This window comes from Aureimonas sp. AU12 (assembly GCF_001463705.1).
Lineage (GTDB): Bacteria > Pseudomonadota > Alphaproteobacteria > Rhizobiales > Rhizobiaceae > Aureimonas.
Genome location: NZ_BBWH01000048.1, coordinates 50,041 through 71,096, shown reverse-complemented (window position 1 = coordinate 71,096; position 21,056 = coordinate 50,041). Strand labels below are relative to the sequence as shown.

General features: G+C 67.8%; 16 protein-coding genes. 9 read left to right on the top strand and 7 right to left on the bottom strand.

From position 1 onward, the window contains the following. Positions 1-1,194, top strand: coding sequence for a hypothetical protein (locus tag AUL33_RS19295; protein ID WP_062212248.1), 1,194 nt, complete (start codon positions 1-3; stop codon positions 1,192-1,194). 67 nt (positions 1,195-1,261) lie between these two features. Continuing rightward, entirely contained in the window at positions 1,262-1,786 is a 525-nt protein-coding gene (locus AUL33_RS19290) for a 2'-5' RNA ligase family protein (RefSeq protein WP_062212245.1), read from the top strand. Positions 1,787-1,835: 49 nt separating this feature from the next. Here the strand turns inward: AUL33_RS19290 and aspS are convergent, their stop codons facing one another. Further along, positions 1,836-3,680: an aspartate--tRNA ligase gene (aspS, locus tag AUL33_RS19285; protein ID WP_062212244.1), complete on the bottom strand. Its 1,845-nt coding sequence runs from the start codon at positions 3,678-3,680 to the stop codon at positions 1,836-1,838. A 235-nt stretch (positions 3,681-3,915) separates the two neighbouring features. Here aspS and rnd point away from each other — a divergent pair, with 235 nt between their 5' ends. After that, positions 3,916-5,070 (top strand): ribonuclease D, encoded by a 1,155-nt coding sequence (gene rnd / locus AUL33_RS19280; protein WP_062212241.1) that lies wholly within the window; start codon positions 3,916-3,918, stop codon positions 5,068-5,070. Between the two features lie 323 nt (positions 5,071-5,393). Beyond that, complete coding sequence (locus AUL33_RS19275) at positions 5,394-7,529, top strand: hypothetical protein (RefSeq protein WP_062212238.1); 2,136 nt, start codon at positions 5,394-5,396, stop codon at positions 7,527-7,529. 57 nt (positions 7,530-7,586) lie between these two features. On the opposite strand, the gene AUL33_RS19270 is transcribed toward AUL33_RS19275, so the two are convergent. The 4 genes from AUL33_RS19270 to AUL33_RS19255 all read right to left on the bottom strand — a co-directional run bounded on the left by AUL33_RS19270 (position 7,587) and on the right by AUL33_RS19255 (position 13,425). Beyond that, positions 7,587-9,056: a Ppx/GppA family phosphatase gene (locus AUL33_RS19270; RefSeq protein ID WP_156419501.1), complete on the bottom strand. Its 1,470-nt coding sequence runs from the start codon at positions 9,054-9,056 to the stop codon at positions 7,587-7,589. A gap of 37 nt (positions 9,057-9,093) precedes the next feature. Then, on the bottom strand, positions 9,094-11,310 hold the full coding sequence (locus tag AUL33_RS19265; RefSeq protein ID WP_082652758.1) for an RNA degradosome polyphosphate kinase: 2,217 nt from the start codon (positions 11,308-11,310) through the stop codon (positions 9,094-9,096). Between the two features lie 229 nt (positions 11,311-11,539). After that, positions 11,540-12,229 (bottom strand): hypothetical protein, encoded by a 690-nt coding sequence (locus tag AUL33_RS19260; RefSeq protein WP_082652746.1) that lies wholly within the window; start codon positions 12,227-12,229, stop codon positions 11,540-11,542. A gap of 2 nt (positions 12,230-12,231) precedes the next feature. Beyond that, positions 12,232-13,425: an AI-2E family transporter gene (locus AUL33_RS19255; protein WP_062212230.1), complete on the bottom strand. Its 1,194-nt coding sequence runs from the start codon at positions 13,423-13,425 to the stop codon at positions 12,232-12,234. A gap of 200 nt (positions 13,426-13,625) precedes the next feature. Here AUL33_RS19255 and purM point away from each other — a divergent pair, with 200 nt between their 5' ends. After that, positions 13,626-14,696 (top strand): phosphoribosylformylglycinamidine cyclo-ligase, encoded by a 1,071-nt coding sequence (gene purM / locus AUL33_RS19250; RefSeq protein WP_062212227.1) that lies wholly within the window; start codon positions 13,626-13,628, stop codon positions 14,694-14,696. Further along, positions 14,693-15,400, top strand: coding sequence for a phosphoribosylglycinamide formyltransferase (gene purN / locus AUL33_RS19245; RefSeq protein WP_082652745.1), 708 nt, complete (start codon positions 14,693-14,695; stop codon positions 15,398-15,400). The genes purM and purN overlap by 4 nt, the downstream gene beginning before the upstream one ends. A 52-nt stretch (positions 15,401-15,452) precedes the next feature. Here purN and AUL33_RS19240 read toward each other — a convergent pair whose 3' ends face one another. Together AUL33_RS19240 and AUL33_RS19235 are read right to left on the bottom strand one after the other, a co-directional pair. Next, positions 15,453-17,558 (bottom strand): molybdopterin-dependent oxidoreductase, encoded by a 2,106-nt coding sequence (locus AUL33_RS19240; RefSeq protein ID WP_062212224.1) that lies wholly within the window; start codon positions 17,556-17,558, stop codon positions 15,453-15,455. A 118-nt stretch (positions 17,559-17,676) separates the two neighbouring features. After that, entirely contained in the window at positions 17,677-18,789 is a 1,113-nt protein-coding gene (locus tag AUL33_RS19235; protein WP_062212221.1) for an alkene reductase, read from the bottom strand. Positions 18,790-18,910: 121 nt separating this feature from the next. On the opposite strand from AUL33_RS19235, the gene AUL33_RS19230 reads away from it, so the two are divergent. From AUL33_RS19230 to AUL33_RS19220, 3 genes are all read left to right on the top strand, one after another. Further along, positions 18,911-19,753: a 23S rRNA (adenine(2030)-N(6))-methyltransferase RlmJ gene (locus AUL33_RS19230; RefSeq protein WP_062212365.1), complete on the top strand. Its 843-nt coding sequence runs from the start codon at positions 18,911-18,913 to the stop codon at positions 19,751-19,753. Between the two features lie 76 nt (positions 19,754-19,829). Beyond that, positions 19,830-20,285, top strand: coding sequence for a hypothetical protein (locus tag AUL33_RS19225; protein ID WP_156419500.1), 456 nt, complete (start codon positions 19,830-19,832; stop codon positions 20,283-20,285). 44 nt (positions 20,286-20,329) lie between these two features. Next, positions 20,330-20,926: a glutathione S-transferase gene (locus AUL33_RS19220; protein ID WP_062212215.1), complete on the top strand. Its 597-nt coding sequence runs from the start codon at positions 20,330-20,332 to the stop codon at positions 20,924-20,926. Positions 20,927-21,056 lie beyond the last annotated feature (130 nt).

Below are 21,056 nucleotides of genomic sequence, written 5' to 3'. Positions count from 1 at the left end.
ATGTCCGTCTTTTCCACACGCAGCGTCCTCGCGGGGCTGGCTCTCGTTCTCGCCGGTTCGAGTTCGGCCCTCGCCGTCGACGGACAGGCCTTCGCCGACCGTCTGAAGACGGTGATGGCCGGCCAGTCGGTGAACCTCACCTTCGCCAGCGTCGCCACAGAGGGCGAAGACGTGGTGTTGCGCGACGCCAAGGTGACGTCGAACCGCCCCGGCCCGGCCCCGGCGGCCGATCCCGTTGGTCTCGGCGACGTGCGCTTCGAGACCGTGACGGGATCGACGCCGGAGGGCTGGCGTGCCAGCCGCGTGGCGCTCGACGACGTCGACCAGAGCGAGGACGGCGTCCGCGTCACCCTGACGGGCGCGAGCGTCGACGGGCTGGAGATGAAGGGCACGAACGACACGACCGCAACGCTCGCGCCGCTCTTCTTCGATCGCGCCGTCGTCGATGGCGTCGGCATCGAGAAGGCCGGCAAGTCGGTGGTCGCCGTCGAGAACGTCCGCCTGCAGAACGCACAGACCTCGGGCGGCGGCTATCGCTCGACCTTCGACGTCGGCAAGTTCAACGTCGATACCACGGCTTCGGGCGAGGCGCAGGGTTCGGCGATGCTGGCCGAACTCGGCTATCCGCAGGTCAGCGGCGACCTCAGCGGCACCGCTGCCTGGGATCCGCAGACCGGCATGCTGCAGCTCGACCCGCTGCAGCTCGAGGTCGACAATGCCGGCGAACTCGCCTTCTCATACACGATCACCGGCTACACTCCGAGCTTCATCCAGTCGCTGGCACAGCTCTCGCAGCAGATGCAGGCGTCGGGCGGCAATGCCGACGGGTCGGGCATGGCGATCATCGGCCTGATCTCGCAGCTCTACCTGAAGTCGGCCGAGCTTTCCTTCGAGGACCGCTCGCTGACCAACCGGCTGCTCGACTATTTCGCCAAGCAGAACGGCCAGAGCCGCGACCAGCTCGTCTCGTCGCTGACCGGCATGATGCCGATGGCGCTGACCTACCTGCAGAACCCCGACTTCCAGACGAAGGTCGCGGGCGCCCTGACCAACTTCCTGCAGAACCCGCAGTCGCTGCGCATCGCCATCGCGCCGCCGGCCCCGGTGCCCGCGACGCAGATCATCGGCGCCGCGATGGGCGCCCCGCAGACCCTGCCGCAGGTGCTGAACGTGGACGTGCGCTCGGGCAACTGAGCCTCTCGCCGTCGCGACGAAGCGCCGCCGCCCGGCAACGGGTCGGCGGCGTTTTCGTTGAAGCGGGATGAACGACGACGTTGCCGACCCCTTCATCCTGACGCTGCGCTTCGACGAGGTGAGCTTCGCGCTCTTCGACGCAGAGCGACGCCGGCACTTTCCGCCCGCGCGCAATAGGATCCCCGCCCATCTGTCGCTGTTCCACAAGCTTCCCGCAGATGGCGAGCGCCAGATCCGCAGCGATCTCGCCGAGGTCGCGGCCGCCGCCGCGGGGCCGCTGCCGCTTTCGATCAAGGGGCTCCGCTTCCTCGGCTACGGCACGGCCTACACCGTGCGATCCCCGGCGCTCGACGCGGTGCGAGCGGAGCTGGCGCGGCGTTGGGCGAACTGGCTGACGCCGCAGGACGCGCAGCGCTTTTCCGCCCATGTCACGATCCAGAACAAGGCGCCCGCCGCCGAGGCCAAGGCCCTGTTCGCGCAGTTGCACACCGGATTCCAGCCCTTCGAGGCTGATGGCACCGGCCTCCTCCTCTGGCGCTACCGCGGCGGCCCGTGGGACGCGGCGGGCGCGTTCGACTTCGCGGCCCCATGAAAAAGGGCGCCGAAGCGCCCTTATCCTCTAACATCAGACCAAACGTAGATCAGGCCTTGGGGGCCTGCGGCGCGACGCGGATGCCGAGATCGCGCAGCTGGGGGTTCGAGGCGTCCGACGGGGCGTTCATCAGGAGGTCGAACGCCTGCTGGTTCATCGGGAACATGGTGATTTCGCGCAGGTTCTTCACGCCGCAAAGCAGCATCACGATGCGATCGACACCCGCCGCCATGCCGCCATGCGGCGGCGCGCCGTACTGGAAGGCGCGGTAGAGCGCCCCGAAACGCTCTTCCACATCGCTCCGCGAATAGCCGGCGATCTCGAACGCCTTGACCATCGTCTCCGGCAGCTGGTTGCGGATGCCGCCCGACGCGATTTCGAAGCCGTTGCAGACGATGTCGTACTGATAGGCCTTGAGCGACAGGGGCTCCTGGCTTTCCAGCGCCTCGATCCCGCCCTGCGGCATCGAGAAGGGATTGTGCGCGAAGTCGACCTTCTTGTTGTCCTCGTCCCATTCGTAGAACGGGAAGTCGATGATCCAGGCAAGCTCGAAGCGCTCGCGATCGACGAGGTTCAGCTCCTCGCCGACGCGGGTGCGCGCCGCGCCCGCAAAGGCCGCGAAGGTCTTCGGCACGCCGGCCACGAAGAAGCAGGCATCGCCCGCGGCGAGGCCGAGCTGGCGTCTCAATTTTTCTGTTCGAAGTGGGCCAATGTTTTTTGCGAGCGGACCGCTGCCCTCAAAACTACAAATGTTATCGCCTCCGAAAGCGGGCTTCCCTTCCTCGTCTTCGATGGTGAATGAGGCGCTCTCGCGCCAGAAGATGTAGCCGAGGCCGGGCTGGCCCTCGCCCTGCGCCCAGGCGTTCATCCGGTCGCAGAAGGCGCGGCTGCCGCCGGTCTTCGCCGGAATCGCCCAGATCTCGACGGCCGGGTCCTTGGCGATCATGCCGGCGAAGACCTTGAAGCCCGAACCGGCGAAGTGCTCGGTCACGGCCTCCATCTCGATGGGGTTGCGCAGGTCCGGCTTGTCGGAGCCGTATTTGCGGATCGCGTCGGCATAGGGGATGCGGCGGAAGGTCTGCGACACCGGCTTTCCGTCGGCGAAGTCCTCGAAGATGCCGCGGATCACCGGCTCCATCGTCTGGAAGATATCCTCCTGCTCGACGAAGCTCATCTCGAGGTCGAGCTGGTAGAATTCGCCCGGCAGGCGGTCGGCCCGCGGGTCCTCGTCGCGGAAGCAGGGCGCGATCTGGAAGTAGCGGTCGAAGCCGCTCATCATGATCAGCTGCTTGTACTGCTGCGGCGCCTGGGGCAGCGCGTAGAACTTGCCCTGATGAATGCGGCTCGGCACGAGGAAGTCGCGCGCACCCTCGGGCGAGGAGGCCGTCAGGATCGGCGTCGAGAATTCGGTGAAACCGGTATCGGTCATGCGCCGGCGCATCGAGGCGATGATCTGCGTGCGGCGCACGATGTTCTTGTGCAGCGTGTCGCGGCGCAGGTCGAGGAAGCGGTACTTGAGGCGCACGTCCTCCGGATATTCCTGCTCGCCGAAAACGGGGAGCGGCAGTTCCTTCGATTGCGACAGGACTTCCATCTCTCGCGCGAAGATCTCGACCTCGCCGGTCGGCAGCTTGGCATTGATGGTCTCCGGCGTCCTCGCCTTCACCGTGCCGTCGACGCGGATCACCCATTCGCTGCGCACCGCCTCGGCCGTCTTGAAGGCCGGGGATTCGGGGTCGATGACGATCTGGGTGAGGCCGTAATGGTCGCGCAGGTCGATGAAGAGCAGGCCGCCATGGTCGCGAACGCGATGCACCCAGCCCGACAGGCGGACGGTCTCGCCGACATGGGCGGGGCGCAGGTCGGCGCAGGTGTGGCTGCGGTAGCGATGCATGATTCGGTCTTCTTTCGGCTGGCGGGCGGGCGGGCCGCCGCGTGCGATCGGGCGCCGCGGCGACGACCCTCGCCCCGTTTTCGCGCGGAAAAGCGCATGGAGGCCCTGATCTGTCAAGAATCGACGCCCTTCGCCTTCCGACGGCGGCTCTGCCTCGGGCGCAAAACCGGGGGATTGCGGCACCGGGCGGGGGCTCGGCGTGCAACCGGCGGAAAAGACGGTCTATAAGGAAAGCATGGAGCCGATCACCACGACCACCGCCCTTGCGGACGCCTGCAAGACCCTCGCAAAGGCCGAGTTCGTCACGGTCGACACCGAGTTCATCCGCGAGACGACCTTCTGGCCGGAGCTCTGCCTGATCCAGATGGCGTCGGACGATCTGGCGGTGCTGGTCGATCCCCTCGCCGAGGGCATCGACCTCGCGCCGTTCTTCGCTCTCATGGCCGACCCCAAGGTCTTGAAGGTGTTCCATGCCGCGCGGCAGGACATCGAAATCATCCACAAGCTCGGCGGGCTGATCCCGGCGCCGTTGTTCGACACGCAGGTCGCCGCCATGGTCTGCGGCTTCGGCGAATCCATCGCCTACGACCAGCTGGTAGCGCGCACCTCGAACGGGCGCATCGACAAGACCTCGCGGTTCACCGACTGGCGCCGCCGGCCGCTCTCCACCGAGCAGCTCGACTATGCGCTCGCCGACGTGACCTATCTGCGCGACGCCTATCGCTTCCTCGGCAAGGCGCTGGCTATCGAGAAGCGCGAGGACTGGCTCGAAGACGAGATGGCCGTGCTGTCCGACCCGAAGACCTACGACATTCATCCCGACGACGCCTGGCGGCGGCTGAAGCTGCGCATCCGCAAGCCCATCGAGCTTGCGGTGCTGAAGGAGGTCGCGGCCTGGCGCGAGCGCGAGGCGCGTCAGCGCGACCAGCCGCGCTCGCGCGTGCTGAAAGACGACGCGGTCTACGAGATCGCGCAGCAGCAGCCGCGCGACGAAGCGGCACTGGCCCGCCTGCGGACGGTGTCGAAGGGGTTCGAGCGCTCCAGCGCCGGCCGCGAGATCCTCGCCGCCGTCGCCCGCGCCGCGGCCATCCCGAAGGACGAGCTGCCGCCGGTTCCAAAAGCCCCGAACCTGCCGGAAGGCACGGCGTCGGCAGTCGAGTTCCTGCGCGTTCTCCTCAAGATCGTGGTGGAGGAGCGCGGCGTCGCCGGGCGCCTCATCGCCTCGGGCGACGATCTGGAGAAGCTGGCGGTCGATGGCGAAGGCGCCGACGTGGCGGTCCTCAAGGGCTGGCGCCGCGACCTGTTCGGCACGCGCGCGCTCGAACTTCTCGAAGGCAAGTCGGCCCTCGTTTATCGCAACCGCCGCGTCGAGGTCGTCGCGCTCGACTGACGCCGCCTCCCCTTTCGGCCCGGCGTGCCAATCCGTCCGGACCGAACGGTCGTTGCGTTCGCCCCTCTGCCGGCACGCGCTCCGCATCTCCCAACCCGACTCTTCGAACCGATCCGCGTGCCGATCGCACGGTTGCGCCCCGCCCGGCGAACCGCGAGCCCGTCAGCGCTCGGATCTAAAGTTGACTCGATCAGTCATCTTTCGTAAAGCACGTTTGCACCACAGCGCAAGCAAGCCTTAGAACTATTCCAGACTATCTCCAGTCGTTGGGTCGAAGAACTGCGCCTGCACGACTGTGGATGCCGTCTTTTCAGAGGGATCACATGGTCGAGACTATCGGTACGGGCAATCATTATTCCATCTTTCTTCAAAATGGAACGATCTTCTCGGTCGGCGAGAACACCAACAGCCAGCTCGCTCGCGGAAACGGCACCGAGGCCGAGTTGACGACGCTCGAGGCGATCAACCTGCCGGACGGGTTTACCGGAACGATCGTCGGCCTCTCGGCCGGGCAGTTGCACGGCGCCTTCCTCACGGCGGAGGGCGAGGTCTACACCTGGGGCGACAACAATCTCGGCAAGCTCGGCCATGGCAGCACCGCCAACACCGAGAGCCTCGTGCCGACGAAGGTCGCGGGGCTGGACGGCATCGACATCGCGTCGATCCTGATGGGCAACGGCGCGAGCTACGCGGTGTCGGCCGACGGCATCCTTTACGGCTGGGGTCAGAACACCAACGGCCAGCTCGGCATCGGCAATCTCGTCAACCAGGGCGCGCCCATCGCCGTTTCGTCGAGTGCCTTCGGCGGCGCCAAGGTCGCGTCCGTCTCGACCGGCACCTCCTTCACGCTGGTGCTGACCGATAGCGGCGAGGTCTACGCCATGGGCAGCAACGTCCAGCAGCAGATCGGCCCGAACGCCGCCGGATTGCGGCGCGCCGATACGCCGGTTCTCGTCGACATTCCCGGCGAAGTCGTTTCGGTCGAAGCCGGCACCAACACCGCCTTCGCCATCACCGCGACCGGCGCCGTCTATGGTTGGGGCCAGTCGGATTTCGGCCAGCTGCTCAAGGGCACCGCGCAGGCCGATGGGACGCTGACGAACTATAGCGGCGGGAACTCGGCGACGCCGACCCTCATCGAAGGGCTGCCGGCCGGCATCGTCGAGATCCATGTCGGCTCGCGCTGGGTGATCGCGCTGACCGCGGACGGCGAGGTCTGGACTTGGGGTGACCAGGGCTGGCTGGACTCGACGCTCGAGGACACGGTCGTCACGCCCCGCCGCATCGAAGGGCTCGACGGGATCGACATCGTCGACATCGTCAGCGGCCCCAATCACGCACTGATGGTCGATGCCGCCGGCAACACCTACGGCGTCGGCGCGACCGCCGACGGCCGCCTCGGCTTCCTGCAGGCCGACGCCGATCGCGCCAGCGCCGCCGTGCTCATTCCCGTGCCCGGCGATGGACATGCCGTGCTCGTGGACGGCTCCAACGACCAAACCACCGGTTCGGTTCTCATCGCCGGCGCAGTTGAGGCCGGCATCGTCGGCTACTCCGTCTACGGCTTTGCCGGCAACGACAGCCTGACCGGCAGCACGGGCGGCGACCGTCTCGACGCCGGGCTCGGCGACGACGTGATCCATGCCGGTCTCGGAGCGGACACGATCTTCGGGCGCGGTGGCTTCGACACGCTGGACCTGTCGGCCGCGACCGACGCAATCACGCTCGATCTCACGGCCGGCATGGCGTCCGGCACCGGCATCGGGCTGCAGACCTTCAGCGGCATCGAAGGCTTCGTCTTCGGCAGCGGGCGCGACCGGATCACGGGGACCGCGGCGGCCGAAGCCTTCGACGGCGGCATGGGCGACGACATCCTGGCGGGCCTTAGCGGCAATGACACGCTCATCGGCGGTGCGGGGGCCGACGTGCTCCTCGGCGGGGCCGACGACGATCGCATCGAAGGCGGCGCCGGGCGCGACAAGCTGGAAGGCGGCGTTGGCAACGATCTCGTCGATGGCGGCGCGGACGACGACATCCTGCGCGGCGACGCCGGCAACGACACGCTGATCGGCGGCGGCGGGGCCGACTCGCTCGACGGCGCGGCCGGCGACGATCGCCTCGAAGGCGGCGACGGCGACGACGTCCTCTCGGGCAGCACCGGCAACGACCGGCTGGTCGGCGGCGCCGGCAATGATCTCCTGGCCGGCGGTGCGGGGCGCGATGTGTTCGTCTTCGCGGCGGGGTCGGGCGACGACGTGATCAAGGACTTCTCGGCCACCGGCGCCACGTCCGACCGGATCGAGTTCTCGTCCGAGATCTTCACCGACTACGCCGCCGTGATGGCGGACGCCCGGCAGGTCGGCCTCGACGTGGTGATCGCTCTCGGCGAGGATGATACGTTGACGCTGGCCAACCAGCGTCTCGCCAACCTTACGGCCGACGACTTCGCCTTCGTCTGAAAATCAGCAGGGCGGCCCCGCGCCGCCCTGCCCTCACTTTAGAATTCGCGGCCGGTATCAGCGAACTTCCATCCGCAGCGTCCGCTCGATGATCTTGGCGAAGGACTGAAGCCGGGCCTCGGGGCGCTCGCCCATGAGGCCGGAAAGATCCTTTGGGATGACGAGGGTGAAGCCGCCGCGCGGATCCTGCGCCCAGCGCAGGCGCTCGAGCACACCGGGCATTGCGGCCGTCAGCAGGTATGTGACGCGGAAGAGCGAGGCGAGAATGCGCGCCAGCGTCAGCGTGCGGGCTTCGACGACGTGGCCCATGTTGGCGATCGAGTCGGGATCGAACGTGCCCTCGTAGCGGTAATAATTGGCGAGGCCGAGATAGGCCCGGCCGGCATGGTCGACCGCCGGAAAGTTGGCGTTGACGATGATCGACATGCTCTGGCGCCCCCGGTAGTCGGGATGGGCGCGCCAGGAAATGTCCGTCAGCAGGCAGGCGGCCTTGCGCAGCCGCTCCTCGCCCGGCGTCTCGGCGATGCCGAGCGAGGCGAAGGTGCGCGAGGTCCACTCCACGAGTTCCTCGTTGTGGAGCGGCGAGCGCGAGCGCAGGAACGAAAGTTCGTGCGCCGCTTCCATCAGCGGATCCTTGGCCTTCTCGGTCTCGTCGAGCCGACCGTGGAGATAGCCCTCGCGCACCCCGTAGGCCGAGAGCACGATCTCCGACGGCTTCAGGTGGGTGATGACGGCCTGCAGCGTCACGGCGCCGAAGGCCAGCAGCGCGCGACGGCTGCGCGAGATCGCGGCGATGCCGGGCAGCTTGTCCGGGTCGGCCTTGATCACCGAAGCGAGAAAGTCGGCAATGCCCGCGGGCTTGACGCAGTAGCCATGCATCACGTGTAGCGGATAGCCGGTCTGCTCCATGTGCAGCTTGAAGAGGTTGCGCCAGGTCCCGCCAACGGCGAAGAAAGGCCGCCCCGTCGCTACCCCCGCGAAACCCGTGGCGATCACATGGCTTTCCGCGATCGCGCGGGCCTTGCCCACGTCGTTGCCCGAGAGGTCCTGCAGGCGCAGGCCGCCGAGCGGCATGGTGACGCCCTTCCCGATCTGACCTCGCGCGATGTCGACGATCTCCAGCGAGCCGCCGCCGAGATCGCCGGCGATGCCATCGGGCGCATGGAACCCGGAGACGACGCCCTCGGCCGCGAAATGCGCCTCGTCGGCGCCCGACAGGATGGTGATCGGGCAGCCGATCGCGGCTTCCGCGGCGCGTACGAAGTCCGGCCCGTTGGTGGCCTCGCGGGCCGCCGCCGTCGCGATCGGATGGATCTCCGTGACGCCCGACTGGTCGCACAGGGCGCGAAACCGCGACAGCGCCGAGAGCGCGCTCGCCACGGCCTTGTCGTCCAGCCGGTTGGTCTGCGCGAGGCCGCGCCCGAGACCGCTCAGCACCTTCTCGTTGAACAGCACGGTCGGGGCGCGCGTGTTGCCCTCGTAGATGACGAGGCGCACCGAATTGGAGCCGATATCCACCACGGCCACGGGCGTGCGGCCGGGTATGCGTCCGTGCGGGGTGGGGTCAGTCGAAACGGGAGTGCTCGGCACGTTGTCTGGCGATAAGCTTCGGAGCATTCGATTTCAGGGCTTTCCCGCGTCCCGAGAGGCTCGGGTTGGTCATGAAGTAGCGTTGCGCGTTGAACGGCTGCTCGCCGGTCGACGGCTCGATCCGGCGCGACGTGCCGTCCGACAGCACCGACCAGCTCTGCTGATTGTCCAGGATGTTGGCGAGCATGATCTGCGAAAGAACCTGGCTGTGGACGGTGGGCGTCTTGATCGGAATCAGCGCCTCGACCCGGCGATCCAGGTTTCTGGGCATCAGATCGGCCGAGCCCATGTAGACGATCGCCTTTTCCGACGGAAGCCCGTGCCCGTTGCCGAAGCAGAAGATGCGGCTGTGCTCGAGGAAGCGCCCGACGATCGACTTCACGCGGATGTTGTCGGAGAGGCCGGGGACGCGCGGCCGCAGGCAGCAGATGCCGCGCACGATGAGGTCGATCTCGACGCCGGCCTGGCTCGCCCGGTAGAGCGCGTCGATCGTCTGCGCGTCGACGAGCGAGTTCATCTTCATCCAGATCTGGCCGGAACGACCCGCCTTCTGGTGCCCGATCTCCTCCTCGATATGCTGGAGGATGCGCTTGCGCAGCGTCAGCGGCGAGATCGCCAGCTTGCGCAGTTCGGTCGGCTCGGCATAGCCGGTGATGTAGTTGAAGATCAGCGCCACGTCGTGGGCGATGTCGGCATCGGCCGTGAAGTACGAGAGGTCCGTGTAGACCTTCGCGGTGATCGGATGGTAGTTGCCCGTCCCCACATGGACGAAGGAGGTGATCTTGCCCTCCTCGCGGCGCACCACGAGCGACAGCTTGGAATGCGTCTTCTTCTCGATGAAGCCGAACACGACCTGCACGCCGGCGCGCTCCAGATCGCGCGCCCAGCGGATGTTGGCCTCCTCGTCGAAGCGCGCCTTCAGCTCCACCAGCGCCGTCACCGACTTGCCGGCCTCCGCCGCATCGATGAGCGCGCGCACGATCGGCGAGTCGTTCGAGGTGCGGTAGAGCGTCTGCTTGATGGCGAGGACGTTGGGATCCAGCGCCGCCTGGCGCAGGAACTGCACCACCACGTCGAAGCTCTCGTAGGGGTGGTGGACGACGATGTCCTTCTCGCGGATCGCGGCGAAGCAGTCGCCGTTGTGATCGCGGATGCGCTCGGGAAAGCGCGGGATGTAGGTCGCGAACTTCAGGTCGTCGCGCGGCAGCTTGACGATCTGCGACACCGATTCGAGCGCCAGCAACCCGTCCATCACCGAGATGCGGTTCTCGGCGACGCCGAGCTCGCTGGCGACGAAGTTGCGCAGGGGTTCGGGCATCGCGCTGTCGAACTCGATGCGGATCACCGATCCGCGCCGGCGACGCTTCAGCGCCGTCTCGAACAGGCGCACGAGATCCTCGGCCTCCTCCTCGACCTCGATGTCGCTGTCGCGGATGATGCGGAACGTGCCGGAGCCGCGCACCCGGTAGCCCGGGAACAGGCGCACGATGAAGGCGGCGACGACGCTTTCCAGCGGCACGAAGCGTGCCTGCCCGCTCTCGGTCAGCGGCATCTCGATGAAGCGCTGCAGCGCCACCGGCAGACGCAGGAGTGCGTTCATCGGCTGCGAATCGCGCTCGCGCACGAGCGACAGCGCCATCGAGAAGCCGAGATTGGGAATGAACGGGAAGGGGTGCGCCGGATCGATCGACAGCGGCGTCAGCACCGGGAAGATCGCCTCGGCGAAATGGCTTTCCAGCCAGGCCCGGTCGTCCTTCTTCAGGTCGCCGGCGCCGACGATCAGGACGTTGGCGGCCTTCAGTTCCTTGACCAGAACCGCCAGCGAGGCCTGCTGCTCTTCCTGCAGGATGACGATCTCGGCGAGCACGCGATCGAGCTGCTCCTGCGGCAGGAGCCCGTCGTCGCTGCGCACCGTCAGCTTCTCACGCACCTGACCGGCGAGGCCGGCGACGCGGACCATGAAGAACTCGTCGAGATTGCCGGCCGAGATCGACAGGAAGCGGACCCGCTCGAGCAGGGGATGTGCGGGGTTCTGGGATTCTTCGAGGACGCGGCGGTTGAACTGGAGCCAGGAGATCTCGCGGTTGATGAAGCGATCGGCCGGAAGTTCCTGCGTCTCAGCGACCACGACCGGCGCCTGGACCGTCGGGCGCACGATGCCCGCCGCCTCCATCAGCGTCTGGTCGGGCATCGGCTCGCTGTCTTCGAGCTCCTCGTCGATGGCCTCGAGTTCGGCCGCCTCCATCTCGTCGACCGACACGGCCTCGCCAGCGTCGTTCGTCGTGGCCCGGCGAGGGGCGCGGCGGCGCGGCGTGGGGCGGTCCGATCGCGGCTTGTCCTTGGAGATCGTCTCGCTCATCGCCGTCCTGCCCTGCCTGCCGCCATAGATCCTCAGCCCTTATTTCGTTTCCGCGACTGTTTCATGACGCGGTGTCGCATTCCACCTCCATTTGACGCAAAACCGACTGCAGCAAGCTTCGGGTGATCGGGCCCTTGCGCGCGAGGGCCTCGCGGTCCAGCCGGCCGATGAGGTCGGCGGCCGCTTCGAACGAGCGCTCCATGCGCGACAGCGCGAAGGTCGCGAGCCGCGGATCGAGCTCGACCTGCCGGTCGGCGGCGAGCTTCATCAAGACGCCGAAGAGCAGCGTCTCGTCGGGCGCCGCCAACTCGACGATCGTCGCCGCGCGCAGCCGCGACAAGAGGTCGGGCAACCGGATCGGCAGCGCGGCGGGCATCAGGCGCGAGGTGGCGAGGACGCTGCCACCGCCGAGCCGCGCGGCGTTGAAGAGCGAGAACAGCTCGCCCTCGTCGTACCCAGTGCGATCGATATCCTCGACCACCACGGCGAAACCGCCATCGGATCGCTCGCCCGCCGCGTTCGCCGAGGCCGGATCGAACATCGCGGCGCCGGCGCGCTCGGCCCAGGCGGCGGCGATGTGCGTCTTGCCGGCGCCGGGGGGGCCGACCACCATCACGACGGGATGCGGCCAGTCCGGCCAGGCGTCGATCGCGCCGAGCGCCAGCGCGTTGGCCTCGCCCGAGACGAGGTCGTCGCGCGCCAGCGACGCCGTCGCCGGCAGGTCGAAGGGGATCTGCGCCGTCCGACGCATGGTCAATCGCCCGATCCGGCGCCCGATCCCTGCTGCCCGGCGCGCGGATCGAACTGGTTCTGGAGAGCATGGGTCAGGCCGCCGCTCTCGATTTCCATCTGGGCAGGGCCTGCGTCGATCGTGCGGCCGAAATAGACCTCGCTCGTGAGGTAGAGCTGCGTGACGAAGCGCACGAGCACGCCGACGACGGCGGCGGCCGGCACCGCCATCAGCAGGCCCACGAAGCCGAAGATGGCACCGAAGGCGAAGAGCGCGAACATCAGCCAGACCGGATGCAGCCCGACCGAGGCGCCCACGAGCTTGGGCTGCAGGATGTTGCCCTCGACGAACTGGCCCGTGAAGAAGACGCCGGCCGTGGCGGCGACCCAGACCCAGTCGGGCGAGAACTGAACGAGCGCCACGCCCATCGCGATCACCAGGCCGATCGCCGAGCCGACATAGGGCACGAAGGAAATGATGCCGGCGAAGAAGCCGATGAGGAGGCCGAAGTTCAGCCCCACCGCCGTCAGCCCGACCGCATAGTAGGTGCCGAGGATCAGACAGACGCTGCCCTGCCCGCGCACGAAGCCCGCCACCGACCGGTCGATCTCGCGCGCCAGCCGGCGCACCGTGCCGACATGCTGGCGTGGCACCAGGGCGTCGATCTTGGCGATCATCCGGTCCCAGTCGAGGAGAAGATAGAAGGCCACGACCGGCGTCACCACGAAGAGCGACAGGAAGTTGACCACCGCGAGGCTGGAGGTCCAGAGCGAGGCGACGAGCGAGGTGACGAAGCCCGACAGCTGGCGCACGATCGCCTGAAAATCCTGCTGCAGGGTCTGGTCGTTGCCCTCGACGAAGCGAGAAAGCGGCCCGGCGCGCAACTCCTGCGCTAGTGCCTGGAGCCGTCCGAGATATTGCGGCAGGCGCTCGACGAAGCCCGCCACCTGCCCACCGATGATCGGCACGAGAACGAGCAGCACGAGCGTGATGATGATCAGGAACATCACCAGGATGAGGACGCTGGCCGCCAGCCGCGACAGGCCCCGGCGCACCAGCCAGTCGGCGATCGGATCGAGGAAGTAAGCCATCACCATGCCGAGCACGAACGGCAGGAGGATGCCCCGGAAGATCCAGAGCAGGAGGACGACGACGAGCGCGGTGAGGCCCCAGAACAGGATCTGACGCTGGAGGAGCCGGCTTCGGTCGTGGATCATGCAACACCCCGTGCGACCCGGCGTCCGACGTCGGATCCCGCGGGCGCGCAAGGGTTCAGATAGGCAGCGGCCCCGAACCGGGTCAAGGGTGCGGACTGCGCGCCGGATCGCCGGGGGTTGGTTTCCCGCCCGAAACACCGCGCGAAGGGCTTGCCCGCCGGTTTCGATCATGGCAACTCGCCTGAAACGAGGACGCGATCATGACCGCCGAGACACACAACGGTTTGACCTACGCCGCCGCCGGCGTCGACATCGACGCGGGCAACGAGTTCGTCCGCCGCATCAAGCCGCTCGTGCGCTCGACGCGCCGCCCGGGCGCCGACGGGGAGATCGGCGGGTTCGGCGGCCTGTTCGACCTGAAGGCCGCCGGCTTCATCGATCCCGTGCTCGTGGCCGCCAACGACGGCGTCGGTACCAAGCTGAAGGTCGCCATCGACACCGGCCTCCACGACACGATCGGCATCGATCTCGTGGCCATGTGCGTCAACGACCTCGTGGTGCAGGGCGCCGAACCGCTCTTCTTCCTCGACTATTTCGCCACCGGCAAGCTCGACCCGGCGCAGGGCGAGGCGATCGTCGCAGGGATCGCCGAGGGCTGCCGGCAAGCGGGCTGCGCGCTCATCGGCGGTGAGACCGCCGAGATGCCCGGCCTCTACGCCGAGAAAGACTACGATCTCGCGGGCTTCGCGGTGGGCGCCGCCGAGCGCGGTCGTCTCCTGCCCTCCGGCGACCTCCATTCGGGCGACGTGATCCTCGGCCTCGCCTCGTCCGGCGTCCATTCCAACGGCTACTCGCTGGTGCGCCGCATCGTCGAGATGAGCGGCGCGGCCTACGACGCGCCCGCCCCGTTCGACGCCTCGAAGACGCTGGCCGAGGCGCTGATCGCGCCGACGCGGATCTACGTGCGCTCGCTGCTCTCGGCGCTGCGCCAGGACGACGGCATCAAGGCGCTGGCGCACATCACCGGCGGCGGCTTCCCCGAGAACATCCCGCGGGTGCTGCCCGACCATCTGCGCGCCGACATCGACCTCTTCGCCATCCACGTGCCGCCTGTGTTCCAGTGGCTGGCCAAGACCGGCGGCGTGGTGGAATCGGAAATGCTGCGCACCTTCAACTGCGGCATCGGCATGGTCGTCGTCGTCTCGGAGGCGGAGGCCGCCTCCGTCGCGGCGATGCTGACGAGCGAGGGCGAAGGCGTCGTGCCGCTCGGCCGCATCCTGCCGCGCGAGGGCGAGGCCGCCGTCACCTTCAACGGAACGCTGGCGCTGTGACCACCTCGCCCCGCAAGCGCGTCGCGGTGCTCATTTCGGGCCGCGGCTCCAACATGTCGGCGCTCATCGGCGCGGCGATGGACCCCTCGTTTCCCGGCGAGATCGTCGCGGTCCTCGCCAACAAGGCCGATGCCGGCGGGCTCGCCACCGCCGCCCGCTACGGGATCGCGGCCAAGGCCGTGCCCCATCGCGATCATGCCTCGCGCGACGAGCACGAAGCGGCGCTGATCCGCGTCCTCGACGAGTTCCGCCCCGACGTCGTGTGCCTCGCCGGCTACATGCGGCTGCTGACGCCGCGTTTCGTCGAGCACTACAAGGGACGGATGATCAACATCCATCCTTCGCTGCTGCCGCTCTTTCCCGGCCTGCACACCCATGAACGGGCGCTGGCCGCCGGCATGCGGATCCATGGCTGCACGGTGCATTTCGTCACCCAGGATATGGACGAGGGGCCGATCATCGCGCAGGCCGCGATCGCCGTGGAGCGCGGCGACACGCCGGACCGCCTGTCCGACCGCCTGCTGCGCGCCGAGCATCGGCTCTACCCGCACGCGCTGCGCCTCGTTCTCGACGGCACGGTGCGCATGGAAGGCGGACGTGCGATCTTCGCCACCGACGACATTCCGAGCGCCGAGGCCGGTCACAACCGCCTCGTGAAGGACGGCATCGCCATGCTCGTCTCGCCTGACGCCCGCGACGCCTGAAGGCGTCCGATCGCGTTTCAGGCGGGCGGACCCGACGCGGTCGCCCGCCCCCTCACGCCAGGCGCACCCAGACCCGGTTGTCGTGGAAGGCCGCGCCGCCGAAGGGCGCGGCGGGGTCGGCGCCCGTCAGCACGTTGATGCCCTCGCCGCGCTCGAAGGCGGCGTTCGGCCAGATGCCCTCGTGGATGAGAACGCCGGGCCGCGCGGCGGCGTCGATCTTCAGCGGCATGACGATGTCGCCCCGCTTGTTTCCGACCTCGACGCGCACCCCGTCCTCCAGCCCGAGCCGCGCCGCGTCGTCCGGATACATCCGCAATTCCGGGCGTCCCTCGCGCTGACGCGAGCCCTTCGTCTCGGCAAATGACGAATTGAGGAACTGGCGCGCCGGCGGCGTCGCCAGCCGGAACGGATGGGCCTCGTCCGTCTCCTCGATGAGCGCGGCCTGATCCGGGAAGACCGGCAGTTCGCCGACCGGTCCGAGCAGCCCCATCGAGGCCGGCGGGCGGTTCGGCGCGGGCATGCCCGCCCAGTCCGGCCGGAAGCGGAACTTGCCGTCCGGCCAGGCGAAGCCGTTCGTGTAATGCGCGGCCTCGAAGGGCGGCTGTACGTCGATCCAGCGATCCTTCTCGAGCTGCGCCAGCCCCTCGTAGCCGCTGGCCGTCAGCAGCTGGTCGATCAGCTCGCGCTCGGTGAGGCCGAAGCCCGGCCGGTCGGCGACGCCGAGGCGCTTGGCGAGTTCCTCCACCACGAAATGGTTGGTGCGCACCGTATCGGGATGCTCGATGAGCTTGGGACCGAAGAGGATGTGGCTCTGGCCGCCGCCGCGATAGATGTCGTCGTATTCCATCGAGGTCGCGGCCGGCAGCACGAGGTCGGCGAGCTTGGCGGTGTCGGTCATGAACTGCTCGTGGACGGCCACGAAGAGATCGTCGCGCATCAGCCCGCGCACCACGTCGCGCTGCTCGGGGCAGACATTGGCCGGGTTGGTGTTCTGGACGATCATCGCCGTCACCGGCGGCCCGCCCGCCAGCGCGTCGCGGTCTCCGGTGAGGACGGCGCCGATGCGCGACTGGTCGAGATGGCGGATCGAGGGATCCTCGTAGCCGCGCCCCTCGATCAGCCGCTTGTCGAAATGCCAGATCGCACCGTTGTTGTGGAAGGCACCGCCGCCCTCGCTCTTCCAGTGCCCGAAGACGGTGGGAACGCTGAGGGCCGCGTGCATCGCCACGGCGCCGTTGCGCTGGCGCGAAAAGCCGTAGCCGAGGCGGAAGAAGGTTCGGGACGTGCGCCCGATCAGAGCCGCGAAGGCCTCGATCTCCTCGACGCCGAGACCGGTGATGTCAGCGGCCCATTGCGGCGTCCGTGTGGCGAGATGCGCCTCCAGTCCGGCGGCGTCGTCGGTATGCGCGGCCAGATAGGCGCGGTCGGCTGTGCCGTCGCGGAAGGCGATGTGCATGAGGGCGCAGGCCAGCGCGCCGTCGGTGCCCGGCCTCAGCTTCAGCGCATGGTCGGCCTGCTTCATCGTGGCGTTGTCGTAGATATCGATGACGACGATCCTGGCGCTGCGCTCCTTTCGGGCGCGGATGGCGTGGGTCATCACGTTGACCTGCGTCGCCACCGCGTTGGTGCCCCAGATCACAACGACGTCGGCCTTGGCCATCTCGCGCGGATCGACGCCGGCGAGCTTGCCCGTGCCGGCGACGAAGCCGGTCCAGGCAAGGTTCGTGCAGATCGAATCGAACTGGTTGGAATAGCGCTTGGCGTGGCGCAGCCGGTGGATGCCGTCGCGCTGCACGAGGCCCATCGTGCCAGCATAGTAATAGGGCCAGACAGCCTGCGACCCATGGCGCGCCTCGGCCTGGACGAACCGCTCGGCCACGAGGTCGAGCGCGTCGTCCCAGGAGATCTCGCGCCAGCCGCCCTCGCCCTTCGCCCCGACGCGCTGCAGCGGCTTGAGGAGGCGATCGGGATGGTGGACGCGCTCGGCGTAGCGCGCCACCTTGGCGCAGATGACGCCGGCCGTGTAGCTGTTGTCCTCGGCGCCGCGCACGCGGCCGATCGTGCGACTGTCGAGGATCTCGACCTCCAGCGCGCAGGTCGAGGGGCAATCATGGGGACAGGCCGTGAAGCCCTTCGTGACGGTCGCGTGCTGGTTCATGGAACCAGTCTAGCCGAGCCGGCGAGCCGCGCATCATTCATTTTCGCGATGGAAGGCATCAGGTGAAAAAGGGCCGGCATGCGATGCCGACCCTTCCCGTCCGTCGTCGCCTTCGGCGTCAGGCGGCCTGTGCGTAGCGCGCGCGCTCTTCCTGCGAAAGCGCGGGGTAGTCGGTGTAGCCCTTCTCGTCGCCGCCGTAGAACGTGTCCTTGTCCCACTCGTTCAACGGCGCGCCGAGTTCGAGGCGGGCGACGAGGTCGGGGTTGGAAATGAAGAGCTTGCCATAGCAGACGAGATCGACCTTGTCCTCGCCGAGGCGCTCCAGCGCGAGGTCGAGATCGTAGTCGTTGTTGCCCATGTAGACGCCGCCGAAGCGCTGGCGGATCGCCTCGTAGTCGAACCCGTCCTTGCCGCGATCGCCGCCGGTCTGACCCTCGATCACGTGCATGTAGAGAAGGTCGCGCTTGGCGAGCTCTTCGACATAGGCGTTGAAGAGGCCCTGCTGGTCGCTCTCCGAGGAACCGCCCATCACCGTCACCGGCGAGATGCGAATGCCGACATGCTCCTTGTCCCAGGCCGCGACCACGGCATCGACGACTTCGAGCGGGAAGCGCATGCGGTTTTCAACCGAGCCGCCGTAGCGGTCGGTGCGCGTGTTCGTACCGTCGCGCAGGAACTGGTCGAGCAGGTAGCCATTGGCCGAGTGAACCTCAACGCCGTCGAAGCCGGCGGCGCGGGCGTTGCGCGTGGCCTTCACGTAGTCGGCGACGACGCGCGGCAGCTCGGACTCTTCGAGCGCGCGGGGCGTCTCGTGATCCTTGAAGCCCTCCTCGGTGAAGGCCTTGCCTTCGGGCTTGACGGCCGACGGCGCGACGGGCGCGGCGCCGCCGGGCTGCAGGTCGGGATGCGAGATGCGGCCGACATGCCAGAGCTGCAGCACGATCTTGCCGCCCTCCTGGTGCACGGCGTCCGTGACCTTCTTCCAGGCCGTCACCTGCTCGTCGGAATAGATGCCGGGCGTCCAGGCATAACCGCGCCCCTCGACGCTGATGTTCGTGGCTTCGCTGATGATGAGGCCGGCACCTGCACGCTGGCGGTAGTACTCGACATGCATGTCCTTCGGAACGCCGTCCGACGTGGCGCGCGAGCGGGTCAGCGGCGCCATGACGGCGCGGTTGGCCAGATGGATCGGTCCGAGGTCGAACGGTTCGAACAGCTTGGAATGCACCATGGATGCCCCTTTGAATTCGGTTCGCGAAAGGCGGTTTTCGCGATAGGAAACGCTCAGATGGGGCTTCGGCTCCGCGTTGCAGCATGCAGGCGTTGAACGCTGCGTCTTCGGGGCCGATTTCGTGAACTATCGCCATGCCTTCCACGCGGGAAACTTCGCCGACGTCGTCAAGCACGCGCTCCTGTGCAACCTCCTCGACTACCTGAAGCGCAAGGAGAAGCCGTTCCGGGTCTACGACACCCATGCCGGACGTGGGCTCTACGATCTCGGCGCCGACGAGGCGTCGCGCACCGGCGAACCCATCGACGGCATCACCAAGCTCGTCGCCTCGCCCGTCTGGAACGACCCGCTCTTCGCCAGCTATCGCTTCGCCGTCGAGGACGTGCGCGCCGACTTCGGGGCGGCCGCCTATCCCGGCTCGCCGCTCATCGCCCGGCGCCTGCTGCGGCGGCAGGACCGGCTCTCGGCCTACGAGTTGCATCCCGATGATGCCGAAGCGCTGGCCGAGACCTTCGCGGGAGACCCGCACGTCAAGACGATCGAGCTCGATGGCTGGCTGGCGCTCGGGGCCCATGTGCCGCCGAAGGAAAAGCGCGGCCTCGTGCTCATCGACCCGCCCTTCGAATTGACCGACGAGATCGAGCGGATCGTCGAGGCCCTGCGCCGGGCCCACGATCGCTGGCCGGGCGGCGTTTATGCGGTCTGGTATCCGATCAAACGGGAGTCGCAGTATCGGCGGTTCCACGAGCTTCTGCGCGAGAGCGGCATTCCCGACATCGTCGCGGCCGATTTCACCCGCGAGCCCTTCAGCCCGGAGGAGCGGCTGATCGGCAGCGGCCTCGTCGTCGTGAACCCGCCTTTCACCTTTCGAAGCGACGCAGCGGCGATCATGCGGGCGCTCGTCCCGGTGTTGGGCCGGGGATCGCGCGGCGATTGTGGCATCATTGCGCTGGCCGCGGAGTGATCCGAGTGCAATATAAGCGGTCATGACCTATGGATCCGCACGGCGGAGCCAGACCTTCCGACGTGGGAAACCCGCCATGCGCTGCAGCCTCGCCGCCCTTCTCGCCTCGTCCCTCAGCCTTGCCGCGATCCTGCCGGCGACGGCAGCGGACTATTACGAGGCTTCGCGCCAGCCGGCCGCGGTCGGCATCAGCGCGCTCGTGCCGAGCTGCGAGGATCCCCGCGTGATCGCGCAGGTCGAGGACCAGTTCGAATACGGTGCGCCGCGGATGATCCCCGCCGATCTCGCGATCGTCGAGTTTTCCGAACTGTACGAGAAGTCCTACCAGCCGCTCGGCGGGTATAAGGAAATCGAGCGCCGCTACTGCCAGGGCACCGCGCTGATCTCGACGGGCGAGCGTCGCACCGTCTACTATGTCGTCGAATACCCGATGGGCTTTGCCGGCGTCAGCTGGCGTGCCGAAGGCTGCGTTCTCGGGCTGGACGACTGGAAGGTCTACGGCGCCAACTGCGAGTCGCTGCGCCGCTTTTGAGCGCTCCGCATCGCCCGCAACCGTCCGACGGATTTCGCGCCCGCATGAAACTTCTCTATTCCCGGCCCTCGCCCTACTCCTCCAAGGTGCGCATGTCCGCGCATCTCTGCGGCTTCGAGCTTGACTGCGTGCCGACCGACACCGCGGCGGAAGGGGCCGATCTCGTCGACGTCAATCCGGTCGGCAAGATCCCCGCTCTGATCCTCGACGACGGCAGCGCGCTCTACGACAGCCGGGTGATCTGCGAGTATCTCGACCGTGCCAGCGGCAATCTTCTCATCCCGCAGACGCTGGAGGCCTGGACCCGGACGAAGCGCGTCGAGGCTTTGGCCGACGGGATGACCGAGGCGGTAATGGCGACGCTCTACGAGGTGCGCTACCGGCCGGAAGAGAAGCGGCACCAGCCTTGGGTCGACAAGCAGTGGCGCCGGGCGCACCGGGCGCTGGACGCGCTGGAACACGAGGTCGCCGCGCTTCCCGCCGCACTGAACCTCGCGCATTTCGCCGTTGCCTCGGATCTCGGCTGGGTACAGCTGCGCTTCCCCGGATCCTTCGAGACGCGCAATCCCGGTCTCGCAGCCTGGCTGGAGCGTTTCGCCAGCGAGCATCCCGACTATGCCGAGATGATCCCGCAGGCCTGAGGCAGCGTCCGCGCCCTCGCGCTGCCAGTCGGGGCGCAGGGAACCGACACCACACCGACCACGACGTTCGTCGTCTCGATAGTCGCCGTGCCGATAACGACGATCGCACGGCGCCATCTACATGCCGGAC

Coding starts and splice junctions, on each gene's coding strand:
- AUL33_RS19240 (WP_062212224.1), bottom strand. CDS start 17,558: ATGAACCAGCACGCGACCGTCACGAAGGGCTTCACGGCCTGTCCCCAT.
- aspS (WP_062212244.1), bottom strand. CDS start 3,680: ATGCATCGCTACCGCAGCCACACCTGCGCCGACCTGCGCCCCGCCCAT.
- AUL33_RS19235 (WP_062212221.1), bottom strand. CDS start 18,789: ATGGTGCATTCCAAGCTGTTCGAACCGTTCGACCTCGGACCGATCCAT.
- purM (WP_062212227.1), top strand. CDS start 13,626: ATGACCGCCGAGACACACAACGGTTTGACCTACGCCGCCGCCGGCGTC.
- AUL33_RS19260 (WP_082652746.1), bottom strand. CDS start 12,229: ATGCGTCGGACGGCGCAGATCCCCTTCGACCTGCCGGCGACGGCGTCG.
- AUL33_RS19255 (WP_062212230.1), bottom strand. CDS start 13,425: ATGATCCACGACCGAAGCCGGCTCCTCCAGCGTCAGATCCTGTTCTGG.
- AUL33_RS19290 (WP_062212245.1), top strand. CDS start 1,262: ATGAACGACGACGTTGCCGACCCCTTCATCCTGACGCTGCGCTTCGAC.
- AUL33_RS19275 (WP_062212238.1), top strand. CDS start 5,394: ATGGTCGAGACTATCGGTACGGGCAATCATTATTCCATCTTTCTTCAA.
- rnd (WP_062212241.1), top strand. CDS start 3,916: ATGGAGCCGATCACCACGACCACCGCCCTTGCGGACGCCTGCAAGACC.
- AUL33_RS19225 (WP_156419500.1), top strand. CDS start 19,830: ATGCGCTGCAGCCTCGCCGCCCTTCTCGCCTCGTCCCTCAGCCTTGCC.
- AUL33_RS19265 (WP_082652758.1), bottom strand. CDS start 11,310: ATGCCCGACCAGACGCTGATGGAGGCGGCGGGCATCGTGCGCCCGACG.
- AUL33_RS19295 (WP_062212248.1), top strand. CDS start 1: ATGTCCGTCTTTTCCACACGCAGCGTCCTCGCGGGGCTGGCTCTCGTT.
- AUL33_RS19220 (WP_062212215.1), top strand. CDS start 20,330: ATGAAACTTCTCTATTCCCGGCCCTCGCCCTACTCCTCCAAGGTGCGC.